Source organism: Lysobacter enzymogenes (genome assembly GCF_023617245.1).
Lineage (GTDB): Bacteria > Pseudomonadota > Gammaproteobacteria > Xanthomonadales > Xanthomonadaceae > Lysobacter > Lysobacter yananisis.
On sequence record NZ_CP067396.1, the window covers coordinates 1,119,741 to 1,142,060 of the forward strand.

The window sequence follows — 22,320 nt, forward strand, 5'->3', positions numbered from 1 at the left end:
ACGAATGAAGCACGCATTGGTGTTCGGCGGCAGCGGCCAGATCGGCCTGCCGCTGCTGCAGCGGCTGTACCACGATGGCTGGCGGGTCACCGCGATCTCGCGCGGCGAACAGACCGACCGGCCCGGCCTGCATTGGCTGCGCGGCGACCTGGAACGCATGCCCGAACTGCCCAAGCGGGTGGACGCGATCTTCAGCTGCGGACCGCTGTTGAAGTTCGCCAAGTGGTACGAGACCTCGGGCATCGAGGCCAGCCGCGTGGTCGGCTTCGGCTCGACCAGCGCCGAGACCAAGCGCGGCTCGGCCGACGCCGAGGAGCGCCGGGTCGCCGCCGAGCTGCGCGAGGGCGAGGCGACCTTGTTCGCCGCCGCGCAACCGCGCAGCGACGCGGCCACGGTGCTGCGCCCGACCCTGATCTACGGCGCCGGCCGCGACGCCACCCTGACCCGGATCGCGCAGCTGGCCCAGCGCCTGCGTTATTTCCCGCTGCCGCGCGGCGCCAACGGCCTGCGCCAGCCGGTGCACGTGGACGATCTGGCCGACGCCGCCTTCGCCGCGCTGGCGGCGCCGGCGAGCTTCGGCAACACCTACGCGGTGCCCGGCGGCGAGACCCTGAGCTACCGCGACATGGTCGCGCGCACCCTGGCCTGCCTGCGCCCGCCGGTGAAGCTGATCGAGCTGCCGTCGCCCTTGTTCAACCTCGCCCTGCTGGCCGCCCAGGCCAGCGGCCGCGCCACCGGCCTGGGCGAGGCCGCGGTGCGGCGCATGCGCAGCGACATGGCGTTCGACGTCGGCCCCGCGCAGCGCGATTTCGGCTATGCGCCGCGGCCGTTCCGGCCGAGCGCGCAGATGTTCGAGTCGCCGCGCGGCTGAGCCCGCGCCCGCAAGGGCGGGGCTGTTGTGGGAGGGCCTTCAGGCCCGATGCTTTTCTTTCGGATCGCCGCGGCCTGAGCCGAAGGCATCGGGCCTGAAGGCCCTCCCACAACAGCCCCTCAAGCCCGCTTAAGCGCGCGCGACTTGGCCAGGTTGCGCAACGCGATCAGCAACACCCCGCCGAGCACCATCGCGCCGCCGACCCACAGGCTCGGCCCCGGCCGGTCGCCCCAGAACGCGATGCCCAGGCCGATCGCGATCACCGGCGCCAACAACAGCCACGGCGTGATCTGCGCGACCGGATGGCGCTGCACCAGCACGTAGTACAGGCCGTGGCCGAGCAGCGAGGACACGAACGCGGCGTAGGCCACGCCGGCCCAGGCCACCCAGCCGACGTGCGGCAACGCGGCCACGCCGCCGGGCTCCAGCGCCAGGCTGATCGCCAGCAGCGGGGTCACCGCGATCAGCGCGGTCCAGCCCTGCTGGCTGAGCATGTCGAGCCCGCGCAGGCCTTTCATCAACACCGTGCCCAGGGCCAGGAACGCGGCCGAGACCAGCATCAGCACCACCGCCAGCGGGTGGTCGAGCACCATCGGGTCGAAGCCCAGCACCAGCACGCCGCAGAAGCTGACCGCGATCGCCGCGCCGGTGCGCCAGGCGAAGCGCTCGCCGAGCAGCCACCACGCCAGCAGCGCGGTCATCGGCACATAGCTCTGCATCACGATCGCCGGCGAGGACAGGTCGCCGGCGGCCTTCAGCGCGCTGAAGCTCAGGCCGAAATGCAGCACGCCGATGCACAGGCACACCGCGATCAGGCGCGGCCACTGGCCGGGCGCGGGGCGCTTGAGGAAGAACGCCAGCGGCAGCGCCAGCAGGGCGAAGCGCAGCGCGGTGAACAGGAACGGCGGGATCTCGCGCAAGGCCAGCGCCGAGGTCAGGAAGTTGATCGCCCACGACAGGACGACGAGCAACAGCAGGAGCAGATCGCGGGCGGGCATGGCGGGGGCCGGTGGGCTATCGTGGCCGCCTTGCGGACGGACGCGAATGGCGTGATGGGACGGCTATTGTGAAGGAAGCGATGCAGGCTGCGGGACCGATGGGCTGGGGACTGCTGTTGCTGGCGGTCGCCGTGTTCGGGCTGGCGCCGGCGGCGTGGCTGCTGCAGGCGCGGGTGGCGCGCGCGGTCGGCGCGCGGCCGGCGTTCGGCGCGGCGCTGTGGACGGTGCTGTTCGCGGTGGTGCTGTGGGCGATGCTGGCGGTGGCGGCGTTGATCGCCACGCACGCTTCGGCGATCGGTTCGGGCGCGCCGTTCGCGGCGCTGGCGGCGGCGTTGTCGTGGCTGGCGCTGGGCGTCGGCGTGCGGCTGTATCTGCCCGATCCTGCCGGCGCCAAACTGGCGTGGCGGCGCGCGCTGTGGGCGGCGTTGCCGGCGGTGGCACTGCTGTGGGTGGAGGCGGTGCTGGTGCGGCGGGCGCTGGAGTGGGGCGGCCTCGGCTGAGGGCAATGCGGCGTTACGGGATCGCGGTCGTTCGATTGTCGCGGTCGCGGCTCGCGCCGCTCCTACAGTCGGATACGAACCGGCCGAAGCCCCTGTAGGAGCGGCGCAAGCCGCGACCGCGACGCTGCAACAACCGCGACAACCCGACGGTTGCGGCAACCCAACCACCGCGACAACCGGGCCACCGCGCCACCCGCCACACCGATACCGCCCGGCGACACTGCAACCGCAACGGAGAACAAGCGCGCATGGACATCGCTATGGTCGGCAAGGTGGTCCTGGCCGCGCTGTGCTTCGCGCTGGTGGTCGTGGCCTTGTTCCTGTTCTGGCTGCAGCCGGTGGCCTGGGTGTTGCGGCGCTTGGCGCCCCGCGCGCTGGGCGCGCCCTTGCGCGACGGCGCGGCGATGGTCGCGGTGCAGTTCGCGCTGATGTCGATGATGCCGGCCGCGCTGACCTGGGGGCTGTTCGGCGCGCAGGCGCCGCCGTGGGCGCAGGTCGTGGTGGTCGCCGCGCTGCCGTGGCTGGGCCTGGTCCTGGGGCTGCGCCTGGCGGTGCGCGACGGCGAGCGCGGGCCGCTGTCGTGGCCGCGCGCCTGCCTGCTCGCGGTGCCGGCGGCGCTGGCGTGGTGGCTGGCGACCGCGCTGGTGCTGAGCGTGCCGCTGCTGCTGGGCTGGCTGACGCCGCCGATGCTGCTCGGCGGCTGAGCGCGCGGCGCGCCGGCCGCGCGCGGCCTCAGTACGACCAGCCGAGCTTGCGGTAGAGCTTGGCCAGCACCCAGGCCGGGCCGATCAGCAGGTAGGTCAGGTCGGTCAGGAAGCTCGGCTTCTTGCCTTCGATCTTGTGGCCGATGAACTGCGCGATCCAGGCGACCACGAACACCGTCACCGCGGTCCACAGCAGCGCGCGGATGCCGAAGGTCTGCGCGATCCAGTGGGTCAGCAGCGCGAACAGCACGAACTGGACCAGCATGCCCAGGCCGAGCGCGCGCGAGGAGCGGTAGTAGAACAGCATCGCCGCGAACATCGGCAGCGCGGCCCAGACGCCGGCGCGGAACATCGGGTCGGGCGAGGGAATGCACCACAGCAGCGCGATCACGCTCCACAGGATCGCCGGCACGGCGAACACGTGGATGCGCTGGTTGGTGGCGTTGACGTGGTCGCCGGAATAGCTGGCGAACCAGCGGTCGATCGGGCGGTCGGCGACGGCGGCGGAATGGGCGAGGGTGCTCATGGACGGCTCCCGTGGGCGAGAAGCGGGCGTGCGGCCCGCGCGGTGGCGGACGCGCCGGCGAACGGCGCGCGGCTGTGGCGGCGTCGGCGCGGCGCGACGGGCCCGCGGCCCGGCGCAGCGCTCAATGCGCCGCCGATTTCGAGAATAGCTGGATCACCAGCACCCCGGCCACGATCAGGCCGATGCCGGCGACCGCCCCGGCATCGAGCTGCTGTTTCATGAACAGCCAGCCGATCAGGGCGATGAGGACGATGCCGACGCCCGACCAGATCGCGTAGGCGACCCCGACCGGGACGGTCTTGAGCACCAGCGAGAGGAAGTAGAACGCGACCCCGTAACCGGCGGCGACGACGAGCGACGGGCCGGTCTTGGTGAAGCCTTCCGAGGCCTTGAGCGCGCTGGTCGCGATCACCTCGGCGGCGATGGCGACGGCCAGGTACAGGTAGCCGGGATTCATGCGGGTGCGGGTCTGCGGCGAGGGGGATCGGCAGGGTAGCGCGCATGGCCGGGGCTGGCACGGACTCGACGGGACTGGCCGCAGTGTCGCGCGCGGCGGCGGTGGGGTCTGTAAACCAGGCGACAGTCCGGGCGGGGTTGGGGTGCGCCGAGGCCAGGTCGGCTGCAGCGTCGCCGGACGGGGTTCCCCGGCGGCCGATTGACCGCGTCGCGGCTTGCGCCGCTCCTACAGCCGGATACGAACCGGCCGAAGCCCCTGTAGGAGCGGCGCAAGCCGCGACCGCGCCAACCCGAACCACGGCGCGACCGCACGCGGCTCCGCGCCCTCGCACGCAACGACCGCCCCAGCACGCAACGACACCCCTGCAACGAAACAGGGCCGCTCGCGCGGCCCTGTGCGTCTGGCTCCGGGTCAGTCGACCGAAATCCCGGCCAGCTTCTGCAAGGCTTCGGCGTACTTCGCCCGGGTCCGTTCGATCACCTGCGCTGGCAGGCTCGGACCCGGCGGAGTCTTGTCCCAATCCAACGTCTCCAGATAATCGCGCACGAACTGCTTGTCGTAGCTCGGCGGGCTGGTGCCGACCTGGTACTCGTCGGCCGGCCAGTAGCGCGAGGAGTCCGGGGTCAGCATCTCGTCCATCACGTACAGGCGGCCGTCGGCGTCGGTGCCGAACTCGAACTTGGTGTCGGCCAGCAGGATGCCGCGCTGCGCCGCGTAGTCGGCGGCGTAGCGGTACAGGCGCAGGGTCGCGTCGCGCACGGCCTCGGCCAGTTCGGCGCCGACGGTACGCACCGCGGTGTCGAAGTCGATGTTCTCGTCGTGGTCGCCGACGGCGGCCTTGGTCGAGGGGGTGAAGATCGGCTCGGGCAGCTTCTCGGCCTGGCGCAGGCCGCCGGGCAGGGCGATGCCGCTGATCCGGCCGGTGCGCTGGTAGTCCTTCCAGCCGCTGCCGATCACGTAGCCGCGGGCGATGCATTCGATCGCCACCGGCTTGAGCCGCTTGGTCACCACCGCGCGCTTGGCGTACAGGCCGGCGTCCACGCCCTCGGGCAGGACCGCGGCGACGTCGATGCCGGTAAGGTGGTTGGGAATGATGTGCGCGGTCTTGCCGAACCAGAAATTGCTGATCTGGCAGAGCATCTCGCCCTTGCCCGGGATCGGGTCGGGCAGCACGACGTCGAAGGCGCTGAGGCGGTCGGTGGCGACCATCAGCAGGCAGTCGCCGCCGGGCGTCGCGCCGGCGGGCAGCCGGTCGGCGGGAAGATCGAAGACATCGCGGACCTTGCCGCGGTGGCGAAGAGGCAGGCCGGGCAGTTCGGATTGCAGCAGCGTGGTCGTCAACGTGGGGACCCCTGATGGCGTAAGGCAACGACTCCCCGCGCGCCTGCGCGCCTGAGCGGTCGTTGGCCGGGGCCGTCCGGGCCGCCCGGGTTCGCGCGCGTGCGTGCGCGACGGGGCCGGGCAGTGTACGCCGCTTGCGGCCGGCGTGCAGGCCCCCCGGCGGGCGGGTCGCGCGCGCATCGGCCCGGATCGCGCCGGAGTGCCGCGAAGCGGCCTGGAGCGGCCCGCGCCCGGTCGTTTCCGACGATCCGCCCTGGCCCGGGCCCGCCCGGCGGCCCCGCGCCGGCAGCCGCCCCGCTAAGATGCGCGGCGAAGGGCCGCGGCGGCCCGAAGCCAGGACCGGACGCGGCCCCGATGAAGCAGAACTGGTACGGCAAACTGCTGGGATTCTGCGTCGGCCTGGCGCTGTCGCGCGGCAACCCCTGGGTCGCCCTGGTCGGCCTGCTGATCGGCCACGCCGTCGACACCGACTGGTTCCGGCTGCGCCGCGACGACCCCTACGCCACGCTCGGCCTGGACCGCGAGGCCAGCGACGCCGAGATCGACAAGGCCTACCGCCGCCTGATCTCGCAGCACCACCCCGACCGCTACGCCAACGACCCGGCCGAGGCCCGCGAGCGCGCCGAGGCCCGCGCGCGGGAGATCAACCGCGCGTACGACCGGATCCGGGCGCTGCGCAAGCGCCGCGGATGAAAAGCTGAGGAGTGAGCGGGGAGGAGTGAGGAGCGAGCGAAAGCAGGCTCTTTCTCACTCCTCGCTCCTCCCCGCTCGCTCCTCGGCTTTTGCAGGCAAAGCCCCCCGGCGCGACAATAGCCATCTCCCCGCCAGGCCCCGTCCATGACCACGCAATCCACCGTCATCGCCCCGTCCATCCTCTCGGCCGACTTCGCCCGGCTCGGCGAGGAGGTCGACAACGTGCTCAAGGCCGGCGCCGACTGGGTCCATTTCGACGTCATGGACAACCACTACGTGCCCAACCTGACCATCGGCCCGATGGTCTGCGAAGCGCTGCGCAAGCACGGCGTGACCGCGCCGATCGACGTGCACCTGATGGTCGAGCCGGTCGACCGCATCGTCCCGGACTTCGCCAAGGCCGGCGCGACCACGATCAGCTTCCACCCCGAAGCCAGCGCGCACGTGCACCGCACGATCCAGTTGATCAAGTCGCTCGGCTGCAAGGCCGGGCTGGTGCTCAATCCCGGCACGCCGCTGGAGGTGCTGGACTGGGTGCTCGACGACCTCGACATGGTCCTGCTGATGTCGGTGAACCCCGGCTTCGGCGGCCAGAGCTTCATCCCCTCGGCGCTGGAGAAACTGCGCCGGGTGCGCGAGCGCATCGACCGCAGCGGCCGCGCGATCCGATTGGAGATCGACGGCGGGGTCAAGGCCGACAACATCGGCGAAATCGCCGCCGCCGGCGCCGACACCTTCGTCGCCGGCTCGGCGATCTTCAACGCGCCCGACTACGCCGACACGATCGGGCGGATGAAGGCGGCGGTGGCGGCGGCGCGCAAGTAAGCGCCGCGGCGGCAGCGCGGCCGATGCCATCGGCGTCGGTTGCGTGCGGAGGCGGCCGCCGCTAGCGGCCGCCGTATCGCGATCGTTTCCGACCCGGCGGCGCATACGACCCGTCGGCGCCGCGCACCGCGCACTCGGCACGGCTCGCCGCGGCCGGACGCACCGCTGTCGCCATCGCGCCGCGCATGGCATCGTGCCCGCATCCCCGCCGACCGGATGCGCCGCGATGAACACCTGCGACCTGTGCGACCGCCACGACGCGCGCGTGCGCGTGCTCGACCTGCCGCTGCGCGACTTCGGCGGCCGCATCGGTTTCGCCGGCATCGTCAGCACGATCAAGGCCTACGAAGACAACTCGCGGGTGCGCGAAGCAGTGGCCGAACCCGGCGCGGGCCGGGTGCTGGTGATCGACGGCGGCGGTTCCTCGCGCCGGGCCATGCTCGGCGACCAGCTCGCCGCGCAGGCGGTGGCGAACGGTTGGGCCGGGGTGGTCGTGTTCGGCGCGATCCGCGACAGCGCCGCGATCGGCGCGATGGCGCTGGGCGTGAAGGCGTTGGGCACCTGCCCGCGCAAGACCGACAAGCACGGGCAGGGGCTGCGCGATGTCGCGCTCGCGTTCGGCGGGGTGTCGATCCGTCCGGGCGATTGGGTGTGCGCGGACGAGGACGGGGTGGTGTTCGCGGACGAAGCGTTGGAGTGACGCGTGGTTTCGTCGTGGCCGCGGTTTCGCGGTCGCGGCTCGCGCCGCTCCTACAGCAGCTGCGGCCGGTGCGTATCCGACTGTAGGAGCGGCGCGAGCCGCGACCGCGAGACCGCGACTGCGTCGAACTTCGCCCGCAGGCCGCCGCCGCACCCCACCCGCGAACGACCGTCCGCAAATGAAAAGACGCGGACCTTGCGGCCCGCGTCCCGGAAGATTTGGAGGCAATCCCGCCTCCGCCCGTCGTCCCTGATATGGCCTCCTATATTCCGGATCGGCCATGACACGTGTGTGACAGACTTGGCGCATCCGTACATTCATCCGTTCCTCGCGCGCGGCTGCTAGCCTCGCCGCGCCTTCCCACCGGAGAACCGCGCGCATGACCTCGCCCCGCTGGCGCCTGATCCTCAACGGCAAGTCCGCCGGCAACGACGACGTGCGCAAGGCCGTGGCCGCGCTGCGCGACCGCGGCGTCGCGCTGGACGTGCGCGTCACCTGGGAAGGCGGCGACGCCGAACGCTACGTCGCCGAGGCCATCGCCGACGGCGTCGACACGGTGATCGCCGGCGGCGGCGACGGCACCCTCAGCGAAGTCGCCACCACGCTCGCCCATCGCGACGAAGACGCCGACGCGCTGCCGAGCCTGGGCCTGCTGCCGCTGGGCACCGCCAACGATTTCGCCAGCGCCGCCACGATCCCGACCGATCCGGCGCAGGCGCTGGACCTGGTCCAGCGCTGCCCGCCGCGCCCGGTCGACCTGCTGCGGCTGCAGGCGCCCGACGGCCTGCACTGGGCGGCGAACCTCGCCAGCGGCGGCTTCGGCACCCAGGTCACCCTGGAGACCGACGCCGGCCTCAAGAAGATGCTCGGCGGCCTGGCCTACGTGGTCACCGGCATCGCCAAGCTGGGCAGGATCGAACCGATGCGCGCGCGCGTGCACGGCGAGGGCTTCGAGTGGGAAGGCGACTTCATCGCCCTGGGCATCGGCAACGGCCGCCAGGCCGGCGGCGGCCAGGCGCTGTGCCCGGACGCGCGCATCGACGACGGGCTGCTCGACGTGACCGTGGTCCCGGACCTGTCCGGCGAGGTCGGCGCTACGGTGCGCGCCTTGCTCACCGAAGGCCAGCACGCCGCGCTCGAACGCATCGCCGCGCGCGCGCAACTGCGCTGGGTCGAGATCGAATCGCCGCAGCCGCTGAACCTCAACCTCGACGGCGAGCCGGTCCAGTCGCGCCACTTCCGCATCGACTGCGCACCGGGACGGGTGCGCATGCACCTGCCGCCCGGCTGCCCCTTGCTGGGCGAGCCGGCCGCGGCCGAAACCCTGCCCGGCGCGGCCGCGCGCGCGACGGCATCCTGACCGTCGCGCACGGCGCGCGAAGTCGGGTACAGTGACGGCCATGCAAGCCTGGGCGAACCCGCATTCCTTCTGCGCCGACGTGGGTTGGCGATGGTGGCCGTCGGTCATCACCGCTCCTGCCCACTCGTCCATGAAGGAATCCCCGCGTGATTTCGCACGAACTCTTCCAGCAGCAGGCCGCTGACGGCTACACCCGCATCCCGGTCGTGCGCGAGGTCCTGTCCGACCTCGACACTCCGCTCTCGGTCTACCTCAAGCTCGCCGACGGCCCGCACACCTACCTGTTCGAATCGGTCGAGGGCGGCGAACGCTTCGCCCGCTACTCCATCATCGGCCTGCCGGCGCAGCGCGTGTACGCCTTCGCCGGGCACGCCTTGTTCGTCACCGAAAACGGCGAACTGGTCGACAGCCGCACCGTCGACGATCCCTTCGCCGAAGTCGAGCGCCTGCGCGCCGAGCACAAGGTGCCCAAGATCGACGGGCTGCCCGGCTTCGCCGGCGGTCTGGTCGGCTGGTTCGGCTTCGAGTGCATCCAGTACATCGAGCCGCGCCTGGCCGGCGGCGACAAGCCCGACGAACTCGGCACGCCCGACATCCTGCTCATGCAGAGCGAGGAAGTGGCGGTGTTCGACAACCTCAAGGGCCGGCTGTACCTGATCGTCCACGCCGATCCGAGCCAGCCGCAGGCCTATGCGCGCGCCAATCGCCGGCTCGACCAACTGGTGCACCGCCTGCGCATCGGCGGGCCGGGCTATCCGGAAACGCTGGATTCGGTCGGCCTGGACGAAGGCGACTTCGTCTCCGGCTTCACCCGCGAAGGCTTCATCGACGCGGTCGAGCGCTCCAAGGAGCTGATCCGCGCCGGCGACATCTTCCAGGTGGTGCTGTCGCAGCGGCTCAGCGTGCCGTTCAAGGCGCGCCCGGTCGACGTGTACCGCGCGCTGCGCGCGTTGAACCCGTCGCCGTACATGTACTTCCTCGATGTCGGCGGCACCCAGGTGGTCGGCTCTTCGCCGGAAATCCTGGTGCGCCTGCAGGGCGAGGAAGTCACCGTGCGCCCGATCGCCGGCACCCGCCCGCGCGGCAAGACGGTCGACGAAGACCACGCGCTGGAAGCCGAACTGCTGGCCGATCCGAAGGAGCGCGCCGAGCACCTGATGCTGATCGACCTCGGCCGCAACGACGTCGGCCGCGTGTCCAAGGCCGGCACGGTGGAAGTGGGCGAGCAGTTCGTGATCGAGCGCTACAGCCACGTGATGCACATCGTCAGCGAGGTCACCGGCCGGCTCAAGGACGGCATGAGCTACGCCGACGTGCTGCGCGCGACCTTCCCGGCCGGCACCGTCAGCGGCGCGCCGAAGATCCGCGCGCTGGAAGTGATCCGCGAATTCGAGCCGGTCAAGCGCAACGTCTATTCCGGCGCGGTCGGCTACATCGGCTGGCACGGCGACGCCGACACCGCCATCGCGATCCGCACCGCGGTGATTCAGGACGGCCGCCTGCACGTGCAGGCCGGCGCCGGCATCGTCTACGACTCCGACCCGCAGAAGGAGTGGGAAGAGACGATGAACAAGGGCCGCGCGCTGTTCCGCGCCGTGGCCGAGGCGGCGCGCGGCCTGTAACTCCCGCGCAACGCCCGCGTCGATGCGCGCTGCCCTGCGGCGGCGCGGGCAGAGGCGGTGCCGCCGCTCGCTGTTCTAGGCGATATGCCGGGAGAAGTCGTCGTGTATCTCGGCGATGTCCGGATCGGCGTGATCCTTGCACGCCGCGAGCAAGCGCCGCAGCGCGTGCGCGAATCCCGCATCGAGCAGCAGTTCCGCCAGCCTGCGCAAGACGAAATCGTCCTCGCGCGCCAGATACCCGTCCATGACGCGTGCGACCGCGTCCTCGACCACGTCGCGGCTCGAGGTGAAACGGGCGGCGTAGCGCACCAGCGTTTGCCTGGCGACGATGAGGTCGTCGAGATTCCCGTCCACGGCGAGGTCGACGATGGCCGGCGCCAGTTCGGCGAGTTGCGCGTCGCTCAGCGCGCCGGCATCGTCGCGCAGGAATCGCAGCGCGAGGTTGCGCTCGGACGCGGAAGCCAGGGCTTGCGCGAGGATGCGCGCGAAGTCCGCGTGTTTTTTCAGATGGAAACGGCAGGCGAGCAGCGCGGCGTCCGCTTCGCGCATCGCGCGCCATTGGCTGGGGAACGCGTTCGCATCGTTCATCGCCGCACTGTAGCAATTCTCCCGGCAGGCCCCGCGCCGTCGCGGGACGGCTTCCGCGACGGCCGGACCGTGGCGTCCATCGCGACCGCGGCGTCGCCGGCGGCTTGTCCGCGCGCTGCGTCGCAGAACCGCGCACGCCCGGATTAAAAAAAGTTCATCCGCCGGAAAGGCCCGGGGCAGGGCCGCGGGCGCACTCTGGCTTCGCGATGGGGCCCACCCCACCGGTCCAGACCTCCCGCCCCATTCCCCAGGAGCCACACCATGAACGTCCGCAACGTCCTGCTCGCCGCCGCCCTGACCGCGTTCGCCGGTTCCGCCTTCGCCGCCGCCCCGGCGGCCGCCGGTTCGACCGCCGCGCCGGCCGCCAAGACCGCGTCGCACAAGCACAAGAAGCATCACAAGGCCTCGAAGGCCAAGGCCGCCAAGGCCGCAGCGGCTCCGGAAGCGGCGCCGGCCTCGAATTGATCCTTCGCGAGCCTGCTCCCCCGAGCCCCACGCATCGTCGGCGTGGGTGTGACACCCCGCCGGCGTGAGCCGGCGGGGTGTCTTTTTTCAAGGGAGATGCTCGCTGCCGGCGCGAGTCGGCGAGGCATCTTTTTACACGGCTGGTCGCAGGCGCGAGCCGGCGGAGGCCATTGCCGCCGGGCCCGCGCCGACGCGATGGCGCTTCGTCCTGAAGCCGCCCGCGCCTGTCGTCGCCCGGCCGATCCCCGCGCCGCATTCGCGCCTCACCCACCGGCCCGCGCGCTATCCTGTCGGCGCCCCTTCCTGCACCGTCGCGCTTTCGGAGGCGGTATGCGCGTCCTGCTCGTCGAAGACGATCCCCACACCGCCGGCTTCATCGCCAAGGGCCTGCGCGAAGACGGCCACAGCGTCGATCACGCCGGCAACGGCAAGGACGGCCTGTTCCTGGCCACCACCGAAAGCTACGACGCCATCGTCCTGGACCGGATGCTGCCGGGCCTGGACGGGCTGACCCTGTTGCAGACCCTGCGCGGCGCCGGCAATCGCACCCCGGTGCTGCTGCTGACCGCGCTGGGCGAAGTCGACCACCGGGTCGAGGGCCTGCGCGCCGGCGCCGACGATTACCTGGTGAAACCGTTCGCCTACGCCGAGCTGTCCGCGCGCCTGGACAGCATCCTGCGCCGCGGCAGCGCCGGCGGCAGCGAGCCGACCCGGCTGCGCGTGGCCGATCTGGAACTGGACCTGCTCAGCCGCGAAGCGCGCCGCGGCGACAAGCGCATCGAGCTGCAACCGCGCGAGTTCCGCCTGCTCGAGTACCTGATGCGCCAGGCCGAGCGCGTGGTCACCCGGACCATGCTGCTGGAGGCGGTGTGGGACTACCACTTCGATCCGCAGACCAACGTCATCGACGTGCACATCAGCCGGCTGCGGCAGAAGATCGACCAGGGCTATCCGCGGCCGTTGCTGCACACCGTGCGCGGCGCGGGCTACCGGTTGGGCGCGTGAGCGCCGCTGCCAAGCGCGCCGCCGCGCCCGGCGCGCCCGCGCGCGCGACCGGCCGCCGCGCCGTTCGCGCCGGCGCGGACGCCCGCGCATGAGGCTGATGCCGCGCTCGGCCAGCGCGCGCCTGGCGCTCGCGGTCACCGCCTCGTTCCTGCTCGCGTTCGTGCTGCTCGGCATCGGCGTGCACTACGCGGTGTCGGCGATGCTGACCCAGGACGCGCGCGACCTGGTCCGGGTCGACGCCGCCGGATTGGTCGAGATGTACCGCGACGACGGCCGCGCCGCCTTGCTCGGCGAACTGCGCGACCGCATCGACGCCGACGAAGATCCCGACGCGGTGTACGCGCTGACCGCGCCTGACGGCCGCGTCGTCGCCGGCAACGTCGCGTTGCCGCGCCACCACCGCGGCGCGCGCTGGATCGAATTCACCGAGCACCGCGCCGACGGCGACCTGCGCGTGGTCGCGCAACTGCAGCGGCTGCCCGACGGCACCACCCTGCTGACCGGCACCCGCACCCGCAGCCAGGACCGCTTCCTCGGCCTGATGCTGCGCACCGCGCTGGCCGCGCTGCTGGTCGCGGCGACCCTCGGCGCGCTGATCGGCTGGCTGACCTCGCGCTGGGTCTCGCACCGGCTGCGCCACCTCGACGACACCGCCGAACGGGTCGGCAGCGGCGAAATGGCGCTGCGCGCGCGCCTGGACGGCAGCGACGACGCCTTCGACCTGTTGGCGCGGCGCTTCAACGCCATGCTCGACCGCATCCAGGACCTGCTCGACGGCGTGCGCCACGCCACCGACCACATCGCCCACGACCTGCGCACGCCGCTGACCCGCCTGCGCAACCGCCTGGAAGAACTGCGCCGGCGCGAACCCGGGGTCGAGGCCGGCGCCCAGCTCGACGCGGCCATCGGCGAGACCGACCAACTGCTGCATTCCTTCGGCGCGCTGCTGCGGCTGGCGCGGATCGAAGCGCAGCCGCCGGTGCACGACGAACCGATGCTCGACCTCAGCGACCTGGTCCGCGACGCCGCCGAGCTGTACACCCCGATCGCCGCCGAGCGCGGCATCGCGCTGACGCTGGACCTGCCCGAACCCGGCGTCGCCGGCCTGCGCGGCGACGCCGACCAGTTGTTCCAGATGCTGGTCAACCTGCTCGACAACGCGGTCAAGTACGCCCCGGCCGACACCGAGGTCGGCCTGGGCGTGCAGCGCGAGCGCCACGCCGTGGTCGTGCGGATCGACGACCGCGGCCCCGGCATCCCCGCGGCCGAGCGCGAGCGGGTGTTCGACCGCTTCCACCGCCTGGAAGCGCACCGCGGCTCGCCAGGCACTGGCCTGGGCATGAGCCTGGTGCGGGCGATCGCGCACCGCCACGGCGGGCATATCGCCCTGCTCGACAACGCGCCGGGGCTGCGGGTGCGGGTGACGCTGGGCGAGGCGGGCGGGCAGGGCGGCGCGGGCTGATGCAGGCGCGTCGGGCTGACACAAGGGCGTCGGGCCTGAAGGCCCTCCCACAAAGGCAAGAGCAACGAGCCTGAAAGGCCACCTACAAAGACAAGAACGTCGAGCCTGAAAGGCCCTCCTACAAAGGCAACAGCGTCGAGCCGGAAAGGCCCGCCTACGACAGTCGCGCTGCGGTTGCCTTGGTGGGAGGGCCTTCAGGCCCGACGCTGTCGTGTCCGCCGAGGCCGAGCCGGCTCGCGCCCCCGGCCCCGCAACGGTTACAGTAGCCGCATGATCCCCCGCGCGATCCCGACGAAATCCCCGCAGACCGGCCTGGGCTGGCGATGGTGGCGTAGCGCCTCCGTCCGCCCGCTGCCGTCTTCCGAGGATTTCCCGCGTGACCCCGCCATCGCCTTTCCGCCCCGCGACCGCTGACCGCGGTCGGCGCGTCCGCCGCGCCGCCGTTGTTCTCCCGCTGCGCGACGCTGCCGCGTCATCCTCCCCGCACCCGGACCCGGGTCCCGAATCGGTCGCAAGGACCGCTTCGCGGATCGCACCGGGCGTCGCCCGCGCACGCGATAATACCGGCCCCATGGGCGGCCGGGGACGCCGCCGGGGACGGGCGCCGCCGCGGTCCCGATCCGTACTCCTGTCCTCGCGCCGGCGCGTCCGCCGGCGCGCCCGCTCGCTCCACCCCGGCTCCACCCGCACCCGAGGCGCGTCATGTCCGTCCTGATGATCGACAACTACGACAGCTTTACCTACAACCTCGTGCAGTACCTGCAGGCGCTCGGCAGCGAGGTCGAGGTGATCCGCAACGACGAGCTGACGGTGGACGAAATCGAGCGGCGCGCGCCGCAGCGCATCGTGATCTCGCCCGGCCCGTGCACGCCCGACCAGGCCGGCGTCTCGCTCGAGGTGATCCGCCGGCTGGGCGCGCATACGCCGATCCTCGGCGTGTGCCTGGGCCACCAGAGCCTGGGCCAGGCCTACGGCGGCCAGGTGATCCGGGCCAAGCGGATCATGCACGGCAAGACCTCGGCGATCCGCCACCAGGGCGCGGGCGTGTTCGCCGGCCTGCCCGACGGTTACGAGGCCACCCGCTACCACTCGCTGGTGGTCGAGCGCGAAAGCCTGCCCGACGGCCTGGAGGTCACCGCCTGGACCGAGTACGAGGACGGCGGCTTCGAGGAAATCATGGGCCTGCGCCACCGCGAGCACCCGGTGGAGGGCGTGCAGTTCCATCCCGAATCGATCAAGACCGAGCACGGTCATGCGTTGCTGCGAAATTTCCTGCAGCGTTGAAGCGAAGGCGCGCGCCATGAAGGCAACGAACGGCGGGAGCGGGGCGGGCGGGCAACGATGGCGAGGGTCGCCCGTCGCCGCATCGCTCCCGTAACCCCTGCATTCCCCGCTCCCCACTTTCGGCTCCGACACCATGACCCCGCAAGAAGCCCTGCAACGCACCATCGAACACCGCGAAATCTTCCACGACGAAATGGTCGCGCTGATGCGCACGATCATGCGCGGGGAAGTCTCGCCGACCATGACCGCGGCGATCCTCACCGGCCTGCGGGTGAAGAAGGAAACCGTCGGCGAGATCGCCGGCGCGGCGACCGTGCTGCGCGAGTTCGCGCGGCCGGTGCCGGTCGCCGACCGCAGCCACCTGGTCGACATCGTCGGCACCGGCGGCGACGGCGCGCACACCTTCAACATCTCCACCGCCAGCATGTTCGTGGTCGCCGCGGCCGGGGCCAAGGTGGCCAAGCACGGCAACCGCAGCGTTTCGTCCAAGTCCGGCAGCGCCGACGTGCTCGAAGCGCTGGGCGCGGCGATCGAGCTGCAGCCCGAGCAGGTCGCGCAGTGCATCGAGCGCGCCGGCATCGGCTTCATGTTCGCCCCGGTGCACCACCCGGCGATGAAGGTGGTCGCGCCTGTGCGGCGCGAGATGGGCGTGCGCACGCTGTTCAACATCCTCGGCCCGCTGACCAACCCGGCCGACGCGCCGAGCATCCTGATGGGCGTGTTCCATCCCGACCTGGTCGGCATCCAGGTGCGCGTGCTGGAAGAACTCGGCGCCAAGCGCGCGCTGGTGGTGTGGGGCCGCGACGGCATGGACGAACTCTCGCTCGGCGCCGGCACCCTGGTCGGCGAACTGCGCGACGGACAGGTGCGCGAATACGAAGTGCATCCGGAGGATTTCGGCATCGCCATGGCCGCCAGCCGCAACCTGCGGGTCGAGGACGCGGTCGAGTCCAAGGCGATGGTGCTGCAGGCGCTGGAGAACCGCGACGGCCTGCCGCGCGAGATCGTCGCGCTCAACTCCGGCGCGGCGCTGTACGTCTCGGGCAAGGTCGAGAGCATCGCCGAAGGCATCGAGCTGGCGCGACGCACCCTGGCCAGCGGCGCGGCGCGGGCCAAGCTCGACGAGTTCGTCGCATTGACCGCGCAACTCGCAGGAAAATAAACGCCGCTCGCCGCCCGCCAACACCGCAAGCCTTCCCGCCCCAGGAGCCAGCATGTCCGCCAGCTTCGCCAAATTGCCGGCGCCGCCGTACTACGCGGTGATCTTCAGCTCCCTGCGTAGCCCCGGCGACGACGCCGGCTACGGCGAAGCCGCCCAGCGCATGGTCGAGCTGGCCGCGCAGCAGCCCGGCTTCCTCGGCGTGGAATCCGCGCGCGGCAGCGACGGCTTCGGCATCACCGTAAGCTATTGGCGCGACGAGGCGGCCATCGCCGCCTGGAAGCGCCAGGCCGACCACGCCGCCACCCGCGCCTACGGGCGCGAGCACTGGTACGACCATTTCGAATTGCGCGTGGCCAAGGTCGAACGCGCATATGGGAGCAAGAGCAAGGCATGAGCGACATCCTCAACACCATCATCGCGCGCAAGCACGAGGAGATTCAGCAGCGCTCGCGCGTGCGTTCGCTCGACGACCTGCGCGCGCGCGCGCGCGCCCAGGCGCCGGCGCGCGGGTTCGTGCAGGCGATCCGCGACAAGCACGCCGCGGGCACCGCGGCGGTGATCGCCGAGGTCAAGAAGGCCAGCCCGTCCAAGGGCGTGATCCGTCCCGACTTCCATCCGGCGCAGATCGCGCGCAGCTACCAGGCCGGCGGCGCCGCCTGCCTGTCGGTGCTGACCGACGTCGACTTCTTCCAGGGCAGCAACGCCTATCTGGCCGAAGCGCGCGAAGCCTGCGCGCTGCCGGTGCTGCGCAAGGACTTCACCGTCGACCCGTACCAGGTCTACGAGGCGCGCGCGATCGGCGCCGACGCGATCCTGCTGATCGTCGCCGCGCTCGAGGACGGCCCGATGATCGAGATGGCCGGCCTGGCGATGGACCTGGGCATGGACGTGCTGGTGGAAGTGCACGACATCGACGAGCTCGAACGCGCGCTGCAGACCGATTGCGAGCTGATCGGCGTCAACAACCGCAACCTGCGCACCTTCGAGGTCTCGCTCGACACCACCCTGGCGCTGCGCAGCGCGGTGCCGCGCGACCGCACCCTGGTGACCGAAAGCGGCATCGCCACCGCCGGCGACGTCGCGCGCATGCGCGAGGCCGGCGTGGAGACCTTCCTGGTCGGCGAAAGCTTCATGCGCGAGCGCGATCCCGGCACGGCGCTGCAGCGCCTGTTCGCCGCATGAGCCTGCGTCCGGCCGCCGCCGGGCGCTTCCCGGCGGTGCGCGAAGGCGCGCCGCTGGTGGTGTTCGACTTCGACCACACGCTCTATGACGGCGACTCGGGCAGCCACCTGTTCGCCTGGCTGATCAAGCGCTCGTGGTGGCGGATGGCGCTGGCGCTGCTGATCACGCCGCTGGCCGGGCCGATGGTGGCCTGGCTGCGCACGCGCCGGGTCGGCATCTCGGCCTATGTCTGGGTCGGCACGGTCGGAATGAGCGGCGCGCGCACGCTCGACGCCGCGATCGACCGCTACGTCGCCGGCCATACCGAGCAGATCCGCGCCCGCCTGCTGCCGATCGCGCTCGACGTGCTGCACCGCCACCGCGAACAGGGCGACCAGGTCGTGGTCGCCACCGGCGCGCCGCCGGAACTGGCGCGCGCGATCCTGGCCTTCGTCGCCCACGAGGACGTGCCCGTGGTCGGCACCCTGGTCGGCCCACGCCTGGGCGCGCTCGGCGCGCGCCGCCACTGCCACTCGCACATGAAGATGACCATGCTGCGCGAAGCCGGCTTCACCTCGCCGGTGGAGAGCGCCTACTCCGACAGCAGCGCCGACCTGCCGCTGCTGCAGGCCGCGCGCAAGCCGGTGGTGGTGAACCCGAAAGCGCGCCGGGTCGAGATGTTCCAGCGCGTCCTGCCGCCCGGCACCCCGATCCTGAATTGGGGTTGCCCCGGCCGCGGCGGCGAACCGGTCGGTTCCGCGGCCGGCTGAGCCGGCCCGCGGCTTCGGCCTGGGGTCGGCGATCCCTTGTTGTGGGAGGGGCTTCAGCCCCGATGCTTGCGCTCAGGTCGCGGCGATCGGACACAAGAGCGTCGGGGCTAAAGCCCCTCCCACAAAAGCGAAATCGCCGCGGCTTGCGGCGGCGAGCGGATCGGATGAAGCCGGATGCGGACCACAGGGCTGTTGTGGAAGGCTGTCGTGGGAGGGCCTTCAGGTCCGACGCCTTACGCTCAGGTCGCGGTGATCGGACACAAGGGCATCGGGGCGGAAGCCCCTCCCATAAAAGCGGAACCGCCGCGGTTTGTGCGGCGATTTGGTCGGGACCTGCAGGGGGAGAAAAGGCTGTCGTGGGAGGACCCTTCAGGCCCGACGCCTTGCGCTCAGGTCGCGGTGATCGGACACAAGGGCATCGGGGCGGAAGCCCCTCCCACAAAAGCAGCCCCCATAAAAGCAGATCGCCGCGACAAGCGCGGCGATTGGGCGGCGGGAGCGGGCAGGGCGGAACCTAGTCGCCCAGCGTCTTGACGAACTTCAGCGACCCGTCGGCATAGCCGCAGCGCCGGTAGAACTCATGCGCCTCGGTCCGCGACACGTTGCTGGTGACCTCGACCCGGCTGACCCCGTCGCGCCGCGCGCGGCGCTCGACCTCGCGCAGCAGCTGCCGGCCGATGCCCTGGCCGTGGCAGGAACGGGCCACCACCAGCGCGGTGATCCGCGCCAGCTCGGCGCCGTGGGTCAGCGAGTAGCGGGTATGGCTGGAAATCAGCCCGCAGGCGTGGCCGTCGATCTCGGCCAGCAAAAGGTAGTGGCGCGGATCCTCGCGCAGGTGCGCGATGCGCTCGATGGCTTCGTCGCGGGTGCACGGGTAGCCGAGCTGGCTCAGCAGCTCGGCCACGTCGCTGGCGTCTCCCGCTTCCGCCAGCCGCACCGTGGGTGCGGTCTGGTCGGACGGGGCGGCGCGTCCCATCGGGGCTCAGCGGGTCCCGTAAAGGACGACGGTCTTGCCGCGGGCGTGCAGCTTGCCGTCGGCCTGCAGCTTCTTGAGCACGCGGCCGGCCATTTCGCGCGAGCAGCCGACCAGGCGCGAAAGCTCCTGGCGCGACACCCGCAGCTGGGTGCCCTGCGGATGGCTCATCGCCTCGGGTTCCTTGGCCAGGTCGTGCAGGGCGCGCACGATCCGGTCGGTCACGTCGAGGAAGGCCAGGCGGCCGGCCTTGCGGCTGGTATCGAGCAGGCGCCGGGAAATCTGCGCGCCGATCGCATACAGCAGCTTGGGCGCGTCCAGCGACAGCCGCGTCAGCAGCAGGTCGTAGAGGCGCTCATGACCGATCTCGGCCAGCTCGCAGGTGCTGCGCGTGCGCAGGATCACCTCGCGATGGTCGCTCTCGATGAACAGGCCGAGTTCGCCGACGAACTCGCCGGGGCCGAAGTAGCCCAGGACCAGTTCGCGGCCGTCCTCTTCCTCGGTAATGATGCTGACCGAGCCGGAGACGACATAATAGAGGGTGCTGGCCGGGTCGCCGGGGCGGAACACGTCCGTACGGGACGGGTAACGCCGACGGTGGCAGTGGGCCAGGAAACGTTCGATCGTTGCGCCGTCGGGCAACAACGGGCTGTTGGTTCGGCGCAGTGCGGTCAAGGGAGCTACCGGGTTGGCGGACATTGGGGATTTGGGCTTTTTGTTTTCGACCGAGCTTAGGGCGATACGGCCGCTGGGGCAAATCCTGCCGCCGAAAATCCCGCTCCGATAGGGACCTGTGATGGAAGTTCAGCGACGGTCACGCTTTTGTCACCGACTTGGCCCAAAAACGCAGTGCGTTTCCCCCCGGGGCTAATTGCCTCATAATCGCGGCCCTCGCCGTCCCTCCGGAATCTTCCTACAGTGGTCAAGCCGTTGCCGCGCCTGCGGTTGCAGGGTTTCAACAACCTCACCAAGGCCCTCTCGTTCAATATCTACGATGTCTGCTTCGCGGCCTCCGAAGACGAGCGCCGACGGTATATCGAGTACATCGACGAGGCGTATAACGCCGACCGCCTCACCCAGATCCTGACGGATGTGGCGGAGATCATCGGCGCGAATATCCTGAACATCGCCCGCCAGGACTACGACCCGCAGGGCGCGTCGGTCACGATCCTGATCTCGGAAGAGCCGGTGATCGACAAGAAGGACGCCGGCAAGGAGATCATTTCCGACGCCGTGGTCGCGCACATGGACAAGTCGCACATCACCGTGCACACCTATCCGGAAACCCATCCGGACAACGGCATCGCGACCTTCCGCGCCGACATCGACGTCGCCACCTGCGGCGTCATTTCGCCGCTGAAAGCCCTGAATTACCTGATCGAAAGCTTCGAGTCCGACATCGTGGTGATGGACTACCGGGTGCGCGGCTTCACCCGCGACATCAAGGGCCGCAAGCACTACATCGACCACAAGATCAACTCGATCCAGGACTACCTAGCCAAGAACATCAAGTCGCGCTACGAGATGATCGACGTCAACGTCTACCAGGAAAACATCTTCCATTCGAAGATGCACCTGAAGGAATTCGACCTCGACACCTACCTGTTCGAGGAGAAGGCCAAGAACCTCTCGTTCAAGGAGCGCATGAAGATCGAGGCGCGGCTCAAGCGCGAGATCGAAGAGCTCTACCACGGGCGCAACCTGGCCGACTGAGGCCGGGGCCCGGCGTCGGGGGCGCCCCAGGGCGATCCCGCGCGGATGCGAAAAGGCCGGCGCGAGCCGGCCTTTTTCGTGGGCGCGCTTGGGGGGGCTCCGCGGCTCGGCCCGGTCGGGCCCGCCCGGGCAGGCGGTTCGCCTTGGCCCGTAGCCCCTGTAGGAGCGGCGCAAGCCGCGACCGCGCCGTTCGTCGGCCAGCGCGGGCGTCGGGGGCGGGGCGACCTCCCGGTCTGGCAGCGGGATGCCTCGGGACGCGGCGGGGGGGGGCGCCCGGTCCGGATGTCTTCGGTCGTTACAGGGCCGCGTCGCGGCTTGCGCCGCTCCTACAATCGGCGACCGAACCGCCCGCAGCCCCTGTAGGAGCGGCGCAAGCCGCGACCGCGCCAGCAGGCGGCCGGCGCAAGCAACGCCTCCGCGGCGGACGTCGAGCGGCCTCGATCAATCGCCCGGCGCCTGGAACGCCGCCCTCAAAGCCGGTAAGCCACCGCCTTCATCACCTTCGACGCCGCCGCCATGATCGTCGGCACCGGCATCGGCAGGATCCGCGCCCCGGCCGCTTCGGCGTTCGCGGCGTGGCGGGCCTCGTCGGCCTTCATCGTGCGCAGGATCGCGCGGCTGCGCTGGTCGCCCTCGGGCAGCGACTCCAGGTGTTCGTCGATGTGCGCCTCGACCTGGCGCTCGGTCTCGACCACGAAGCCCAGGTTCCAGCCGTCGCCGCGCAGGCCGGCCAGCGCGCCGATGGCGAAGCTGCCGGCGTACCACACCGGGTTGAGCAGGCTCGGGCGGCTGTCGAGTTCGCGCAGGCGGTCGGCGCACCAGGCCAGGTGGTCGGTCTCTTCCTGGGCGGCGTGCAGCAGGTGCTCGCGGGTGGATTCGTCGCGGGCGACCGCGGCCTGGCCGCAGTACAGCGCCTGGGCGCAGACCTCGCCGACATGGTTGATTCGCATCAATCCTGCCGAATGGCGTTTTTCCTGCGGTTCCAGCACCAGCTCGGCGGTGCTGCCGGCCGGATTCGCGCGTTCGGCCAGCGGCGCGCCGAACACGGTGTCGAGGGCGCGCTGCGCTTCGCTGAGCACGCGATCCAGGGGGCTGAGGGCACGGGCGTTCATGCGCCGATTCTACGGCGGGCGCGGGGTA

Annotated in this window: 27 protein-coding genes and 2 pseudogenes; 21 read left to right on the plus strand and 8 right to left on the minus strand. The window is 71.1% G+C overall.

The window, feature by feature from the left end; translation table 11 throughout:
• Positions 1 to 4: 4 nt before the first annotated feature.
• Together JHW41_RS04810 and JHW41_RS26380 are read left to right on the plus strand one after the other, a co-directional pair.
• Entirely contained in the window at positions 5 to 871 is an 867-nt protein-coding gene (locus JHW41_RS04810) for an NAD-dependent epimerase/dehydratase family protein (protein WP_078998166.1), read from the plus strand.
• 27 nt (positions 872 to 898) lie between these two features.
• Positions 899 to 943: pseudogene (locus JHW41_RS26380) on the plus strand (DUF6053 domain-containing protein); the annotation flags it as partial.
• A 47-nt stretch (positions 944 to 990) separates the two neighbouring features.
• On the opposite strand, the gene JHW41_RS04815 reads toward JHW41_RS26380, so the two are convergent.
• Complete coding sequence (locus JHW41_RS04815) at positions 991 to 1,869, minus strand: DMT family transporter (protein ID WP_250449215.1); 879 nt, start codon at positions 1,867 to 1,869, stop codon at positions 991 to 993.
• A 68-nt stretch (positions 1,870 to 1,937) separates the two neighbouring features.
• Between JHW41_RS04815 and JHW41_RS04820 the strand changes: the two genes are divergently transcribed.
• Positions 1,938 to 2,369 carry a hypothetical protein gene (locus tag JHW41_RS04820; protein ID WP_158229910.1) on the plus strand — a complete coding sequence of 144 codons (432 nt, stop codon included), beginning with the start codon at positions 1,938 to 1,940 and terminating at the stop codon, positions 2,367 to 2,369.
• Positions 2,370 to 2,617: 248 nt separating this feature from the next.
• Positions 2,618 to 3,073, plus strand: a complete 456-nt coding sequence (locus JHW41_RS04825; RefSeq protein WP_158229788.1) for a hypothetical protein — start codon at positions 2,618 to 2,620, stop codon at positions 3,071 to 3,073.
• Between the two features lie 28 nt (positions 3,074 to 3,101).
• Here JHW41_RS04825 and JHW41_RS04830 read toward each other — a convergent pair whose 3' ends face one another.
• The 3 genes from JHW41_RS04830 to JHW41_RS04840 all read right to left on the minus strand — a co-directional run bounded on the left by JHW41_RS04830 (position 3,102) and on the right by JHW41_RS04840 (position 5,397).
• Entirely contained in the window at positions 3,102 to 3,599 is a 498-nt protein-coding gene (locus JHW41_RS04830; protein WP_057948940.1) for a DUF962 domain-containing protein, read from the minus strand.
• Between the two features lie 121 nt (positions 3,600 to 3,720).
• Positions 3,721 to 4,056: a DMT family transporter gene (locus tag JHW41_RS04835; protein WP_057948939.1), complete on the minus strand. Its 336-nt coding sequence runs from the start codon at positions 4,054 to 4,056 to the stop codon at positions 3,721 to 3,723.
• Between the two features lie 411 nt (positions 4,057 to 4,467).
• The gene (locus tag JHW41_RS04840; protein WP_057948938.1) at positions 4,468 to 5,397 is read right to left on the minus strand and encodes a phosphoribosylaminoimidazolesuccinocarboxamide synthase; all 930 of its coding nucleotides are present in this window, start codon (positions 5,395 to 5,397) and stop codon (positions 4,468 to 4,470) included.
• 354 nt (positions 5,398 to 5,751) lie between these two features.
• Between JHW41_RS04840 and JHW41_RS04845 the strand changes: the two genes are divergently transcribed.
• The 5 genes from JHW41_RS04845 to trpE all read left to right on the plus strand — a co-directional run bounded on the left by JHW41_RS04845 (position 5,752) and on the right by trpE (position 10,597).
• Complete coding sequence (locus tag JHW41_RS04845) at positions 5,752 to 6,090, plus strand: J domain-containing protein (protein WP_057948937.1); 339 nt, start codon at positions 5,752 to 5,754, stop codon at positions 6,088 to 6,090.
• Positions 6,091 to 6,234: 144 nt separating this feature from the next.
• Positions 6,235 to 6,915, plus strand: a complete 681-nt coding sequence (gene rpe / locus JHW41_RS04850; protein WP_057948936.1) for a ribulose-phosphate 3-epimerase — start codon at positions 6,235 to 6,237, stop codon at positions 6,913 to 6,915.
• A gap of 226 nt (positions 6,916 to 7,141) precedes the next feature.
• Entirely contained in the window at positions 7,142 to 7,615 is a 474-nt protein-coding gene (gene rraA, locus JHW41_RS04855; protein ID WP_078996061.1) for a ribonuclease E activity regulator RraA, read from the plus strand.
• 379 nt (positions 7,616 to 7,994) lie between these two features.
• A complete protein-coding gene (yegS, locus tag JHW41_RS04860) occupies positions 7,995 to 8,975 on the plus strand; it encodes a lipid kinase YegS (RefSeq protein ID WP_250449216.1) in 981 nt (326 codons plus the stop codon).
• A gap of 146 nt (positions 8,976 to 9,121) precedes the next feature.
• Positions 9,122 to 10,597, plus strand: a complete 1,476-nt coding sequence (gene trpE / locus JHW41_RS04865) for an anthranilate synthase component I (RefSeq protein ID WP_250449217.1) — start codon at positions 9,122 to 9,124, stop codon at positions 10,595 to 10,597.
• Positions 10,598 to 10,672: 75 nt separating this feature from the next.
• On the opposite strand, the gene JHW41_RS04870 is transcribed toward trpE, so the two are convergent.
• On the minus strand, positions 10,673 to 11,407 hold the full coding sequence (locus JHW41_RS04870; RefSeq protein ID WP_250449218.1) for a hypothetical protein: 735 nt from the start codon (positions 11,405 to 11,407) through the stop codon (positions 10,673 to 10,675).
• Positions 11,408 to 11,446: 39 nt separating this feature from the next.
• Here JHW41_RS04870 and JHW41_RS04875 point away from each other — a divergent pair, with 39 nt between their 5' ends.
• The 11 genes and pseudogenes from JHW41_RS04875 to JHW41_RS26395 all read left to right on the plus strand — a co-directional run bounded on the left by JHW41_RS04875 (position 11,447) and on the right by JHW41_RS26395 (position 19,028).
• Entirely contained in the window at positions 11,447 to 11,650 is a 204-nt protein-coding gene (locus JHW41_RS04875) for a hypothetical protein (protein ID WP_057948931.1), read from the plus strand.
• Positions 11,651 to 11,980: 330 nt separating this feature from the next.
• Entirely contained in the window at positions 11,981 to 12,655 is a 675-nt protein-coding gene (locus JHW41_RS04880) for a response regulator transcription factor (RefSeq protein ID WP_057948930.1), read from the plus strand.
• Positions 12,656 to 12,743: 88 nt separating this feature from the next.
• The gene (locus tag JHW41_RS04885) at positions 12,744 to 14,117 is read left to right on the plus strand and encodes a sensor histidine kinase (protein WP_250449219.1); all 1,374 of its coding nucleotides are present in this window, start codon (positions 12,744 to 12,746) and stop codon (positions 14,115 to 14,117) included.
• A 40-nt stretch (positions 14,118 to 14,157) separates the two neighbouring features.
• Positions 14,158 to 14,226, plus strand: a pseudogene (locus JHW41_RS26385) (hypothetical protein); the annotation flags it as partial.
• A 593-nt stretch (positions 14,227 to 14,819) separates the two neighbouring features.
• Positions 14,820 to 15,401 (plus strand): anthranilate synthase component II, encoded by a 582-nt coding sequence (locus JHW41_RS04890; protein ID WP_057948921.1) that lies wholly within the window; start codon positions 14,820 to 14,822, stop codon positions 15,399 to 15,401.
• Between the two features lie 133 nt (positions 15,402 to 15,534).
• Positions 15,535 to 16,563 (plus strand): anthranilate phosphoribosyltransferase, encoded by a 1,029-nt coding sequence (gene trpD, locus JHW41_RS04895; protein WP_057948920.1) that lies wholly within the window; start codon positions 15,535 to 15,537, stop codon positions 16,561 to 16,563.
• A gap of 52 nt (positions 16,564 to 16,615) precedes the next feature.
• Positions 16,616 to 16,957: an antibiotic biosynthesis monooxygenase family protein gene (locus JHW41_RS04900; protein ID WP_057948919.1), complete on the plus strand. Its 342-nt coding sequence runs from the start codon at positions 16,616 to 16,618 to the stop codon at positions 16,955 to 16,957.
• Entirely contained in the window at positions 16,954 to 17,745 is a 792-nt protein-coding gene (gene trpC, locus JHW41_RS04905; RefSeq protein WP_057948918.1) for an indole-3-glycerol phosphate synthase TrpC, read from the plus strand. Before JHW41_RS04900 ends, trpC begins: the two co-directional genes overlap by 4 nt.
• Entirely contained in the window at positions 17,742 to 18,494 is a 753-nt protein-coding gene (locus JHW41_RS04910; RefSeq protein ID WP_250449220.1) for a haloacid dehalogenase-like hydrolase, read from the plus strand. Before trpC ends, JHW41_RS04910 begins: the two co-directional genes overlap by 4 nt.
• 85 nt (positions 18,495 to 18,579) lie before the next feature.
• Positions 18,580 to 18,747, plus strand: coding sequence for a hypothetical protein (locus JHW41_RS26390; protein ID WP_428995628.1), 168 nt, complete (start codon positions 18,580 to 18,582; stop codon positions 18,745 to 18,747).
• Complete coding sequence (locus JHW41_RS26395) at positions 18,669 to 19,028, plus strand: DUF6053 domain-containing protein (RefSeq protein ID WP_428995452.1); 360 nt, start codon at positions 18,669 to 18,671, stop codon at positions 19,026 to 19,028. The genes JHW41_RS26390 and JHW41_RS26395 overlap by 79 nt, the downstream gene beginning before the upstream one ends.
• Here JHW41_RS26395 and JHW41_RS04915 read toward each other — a convergent pair.
• Both JHW41_RS04915 and crp read right to left on the minus strand, forming a co-directional pair.
• Positions 19,009 to 19,470, minus strand: coding sequence for a global regulator CLP-associated N-acetyltransferase (locus JHW41_RS04915; protein ID WP_250449221.1), 462 nt, complete (start codon positions 19,468 to 19,470; stop codon positions 19,009 to 19,011). The genes JHW41_RS26395 and JHW41_RS04915 overlap by 20 nt on opposite strands.
• Positions 19,471 to 19,476: 6 nt before the next feature.
• Entirely contained in the window at positions 19,477 to 20,142 is a 666-nt protein-coding gene (gene crp / locus JHW41_RS04920) for a cAMP-activated global transcriptional regulator CRP (RefSeq protein ID WP_036148366.1), read from the minus strand.
• Between the two features lie 243 nt (positions 20,143 to 20,385).
• Here crp and speD point away from each other — a divergent pair, with 243 nt between their 5' ends.
• Positions 20,386 to 21,180, plus strand: coding sequence for an adenosylmethionine decarboxylase (speD, locus tag JHW41_RS04925; protein ID WP_057948915.1), 795 nt, complete (start codon positions 20,386 to 20,388; stop codon positions 21,178 to 21,180).
• 470 nt (positions 21,181 to 21,650) lie between these two features.
• Here the strand turns inward: speD and coq7 are convergent, their stop codons facing one another.
• Positions 21,651 to 22,292: a 2-polyprenyl-3-methyl-6-methoxy-1,4-benzoquinone monooxygenase gene (gene coq7, locus JHW41_RS04930; protein WP_250449222.1), complete on the minus strand. Its 642-nt coding sequence runs from the start codon at positions 22,290 to 22,292 to the stop codon at positions 21,651 to 21,653.
• Between the last annotated feature and the right edge of the window lie 28 nt (positions 22,293 to 22,320).

What these genes read in the sequence shown, in the direction of transcription:
- trpD (WP_057948920.1), top strand. Translation starts at nt 15,535, where the DNA reads ATGACCCCGCAAGAAGCCCTGCAACGCACCATCGAACACCGCGAAATC.
- JHW41_RS04880 (WP_057948930.1), top strand. Translation starts at nt 11,981, where the DNA reads ATGCGCGTCCTGCTCGTCGAAGACGATCCCCACACCGCCGGCTTCATC.
- JHW41_RS04900 (WP_057948919.1), top strand. Translation starts at nt 16,616, where the DNA reads ATGTCCGCCAGCTTCGCCAAATTGCCGGCGCCGCCGTACTACGCGGTG.
- trpC (WP_057948918.1), top strand. Translation starts at nt 16,954, where the DNA reads ATGAGCGACATCCTCAACACCATCATCGCGCGCAAGCACGAGGAGATT.
- JHW41_RS04835 (WP_057948939.1), bottom strand. Translation starts at nt 4,056, where the DNA reads ATGAATCCCGGCTACCTGTACCTGGCCGTCGCCATCGCCGCCGAGGTG.
- JHW41_RS04910 (WP_250449220.1), top strand. Translation starts at nt 17,742, where the DNA reads ATGAGCCTGCGTCCGGCCGCCGCCGGGCGCTTCCCGGCGGTGCGCGAA.
- JHW41_RS04885 (WP_250449219.1), top strand. Translation starts at nt 12,744, where the DNA reads ATGAGGCTGATGCCGCGCTCGGCCAGCGCGCGCCTGGCGCTCGCGGTC.
- rraA (WP_078996061.1), top strand. Translation starts at nt 7,142, where the DNA reads ATGAACACCTGCGACCTGTGCGACCGCCACGACGCGCGCGTGCGCGTG.
- yegS (WP_250449216.1), top strand. Translation starts at nt 7,995, where the DNA reads ATGACCTCGCCCCGCTGGCGCCTGATCCTCAACGGCAAGTCCGCCGGC.
- JHW41_RS04845 (WP_057948937.1), top strand. Translation starts at nt 5,752, where the DNA reads ATGAAGCAGAACTGGTACGGCAAACTGCTGGGATTCTGCGTCGGCCTG.
- JHW41_RS04830 (WP_057948940.1), bottom strand. Translation starts at nt 3,599, where the DNA reads ATGAGCACCCTCGCCCATTCCGCCGCCGTCGCCGACCGCCCGATCGAC.
- JHW41_RS04810 (WP_078998166.1), top strand. Translation starts at nt 5, where the DNA reads ATGAAGCACGCATTGGTGTTCGGCGGCAGCGGCCAGATCGGCCTGCCG.
- rpe (WP_057948936.1), top strand. Translation starts at nt 6,235, where the DNA reads ATGACCACGCAATCCACCGTCATCGCCCCGTCCATCCTCTCGGCCGAC.
- JHW41_RS04825 (WP_158229788.1), top strand. Translation starts at nt 2,618, where the DNA reads ATGGACATCGCTATGGTCGGCAAGGTGGTCCTGGCCGCGCTGTGCTTC.
- JHW41_RS04890 (WP_057948921.1), top strand. Translation starts at nt 14,820, where the DNA reads ATGTCCGTCCTGATGATCGACAACTACGACAGCTTTACCTACAACCTC.
- coq7 (WP_250449222.1), bottom strand. Translation starts at nt 22,292, where the DNA reads ATGAACGCCCGTGCCCTCAGCCCCCTGGATCGCGTGCTCAGCGAAGCG.
- JHW41_RS26395 (WP_428995452.1), top strand. Translation starts at nt 18,669, where the DNA reads ATGCGGACCACAGGGCTGTTGTGGAAGGCTGTCGTGGGAGGGCCTTCA.
- JHW41_RS04875 (WP_057948931.1), top strand. Translation starts at nt 11,447, where the DNA reads ATGAACGTCCGCAACGTCCTGCTCGCCGCCGCCCTGACCGCGTTCGCC.
- JHW41_RS04915 (WP_250449221.1), bottom strand. Translation starts at nt 19,470, where the DNA reads ATGGGACGCGCCGCCCCGTCCGACCAGACCGCACCCACGGTGCGGCTG.
- JHW41_RS04815 (WP_250449215.1), bottom strand. Translation starts at nt 1,869, where the DNA reads ATGCCCGCCCGCGATCTGCTCCTGCTGTTGCTCGTCGTCCTGTCGTGG.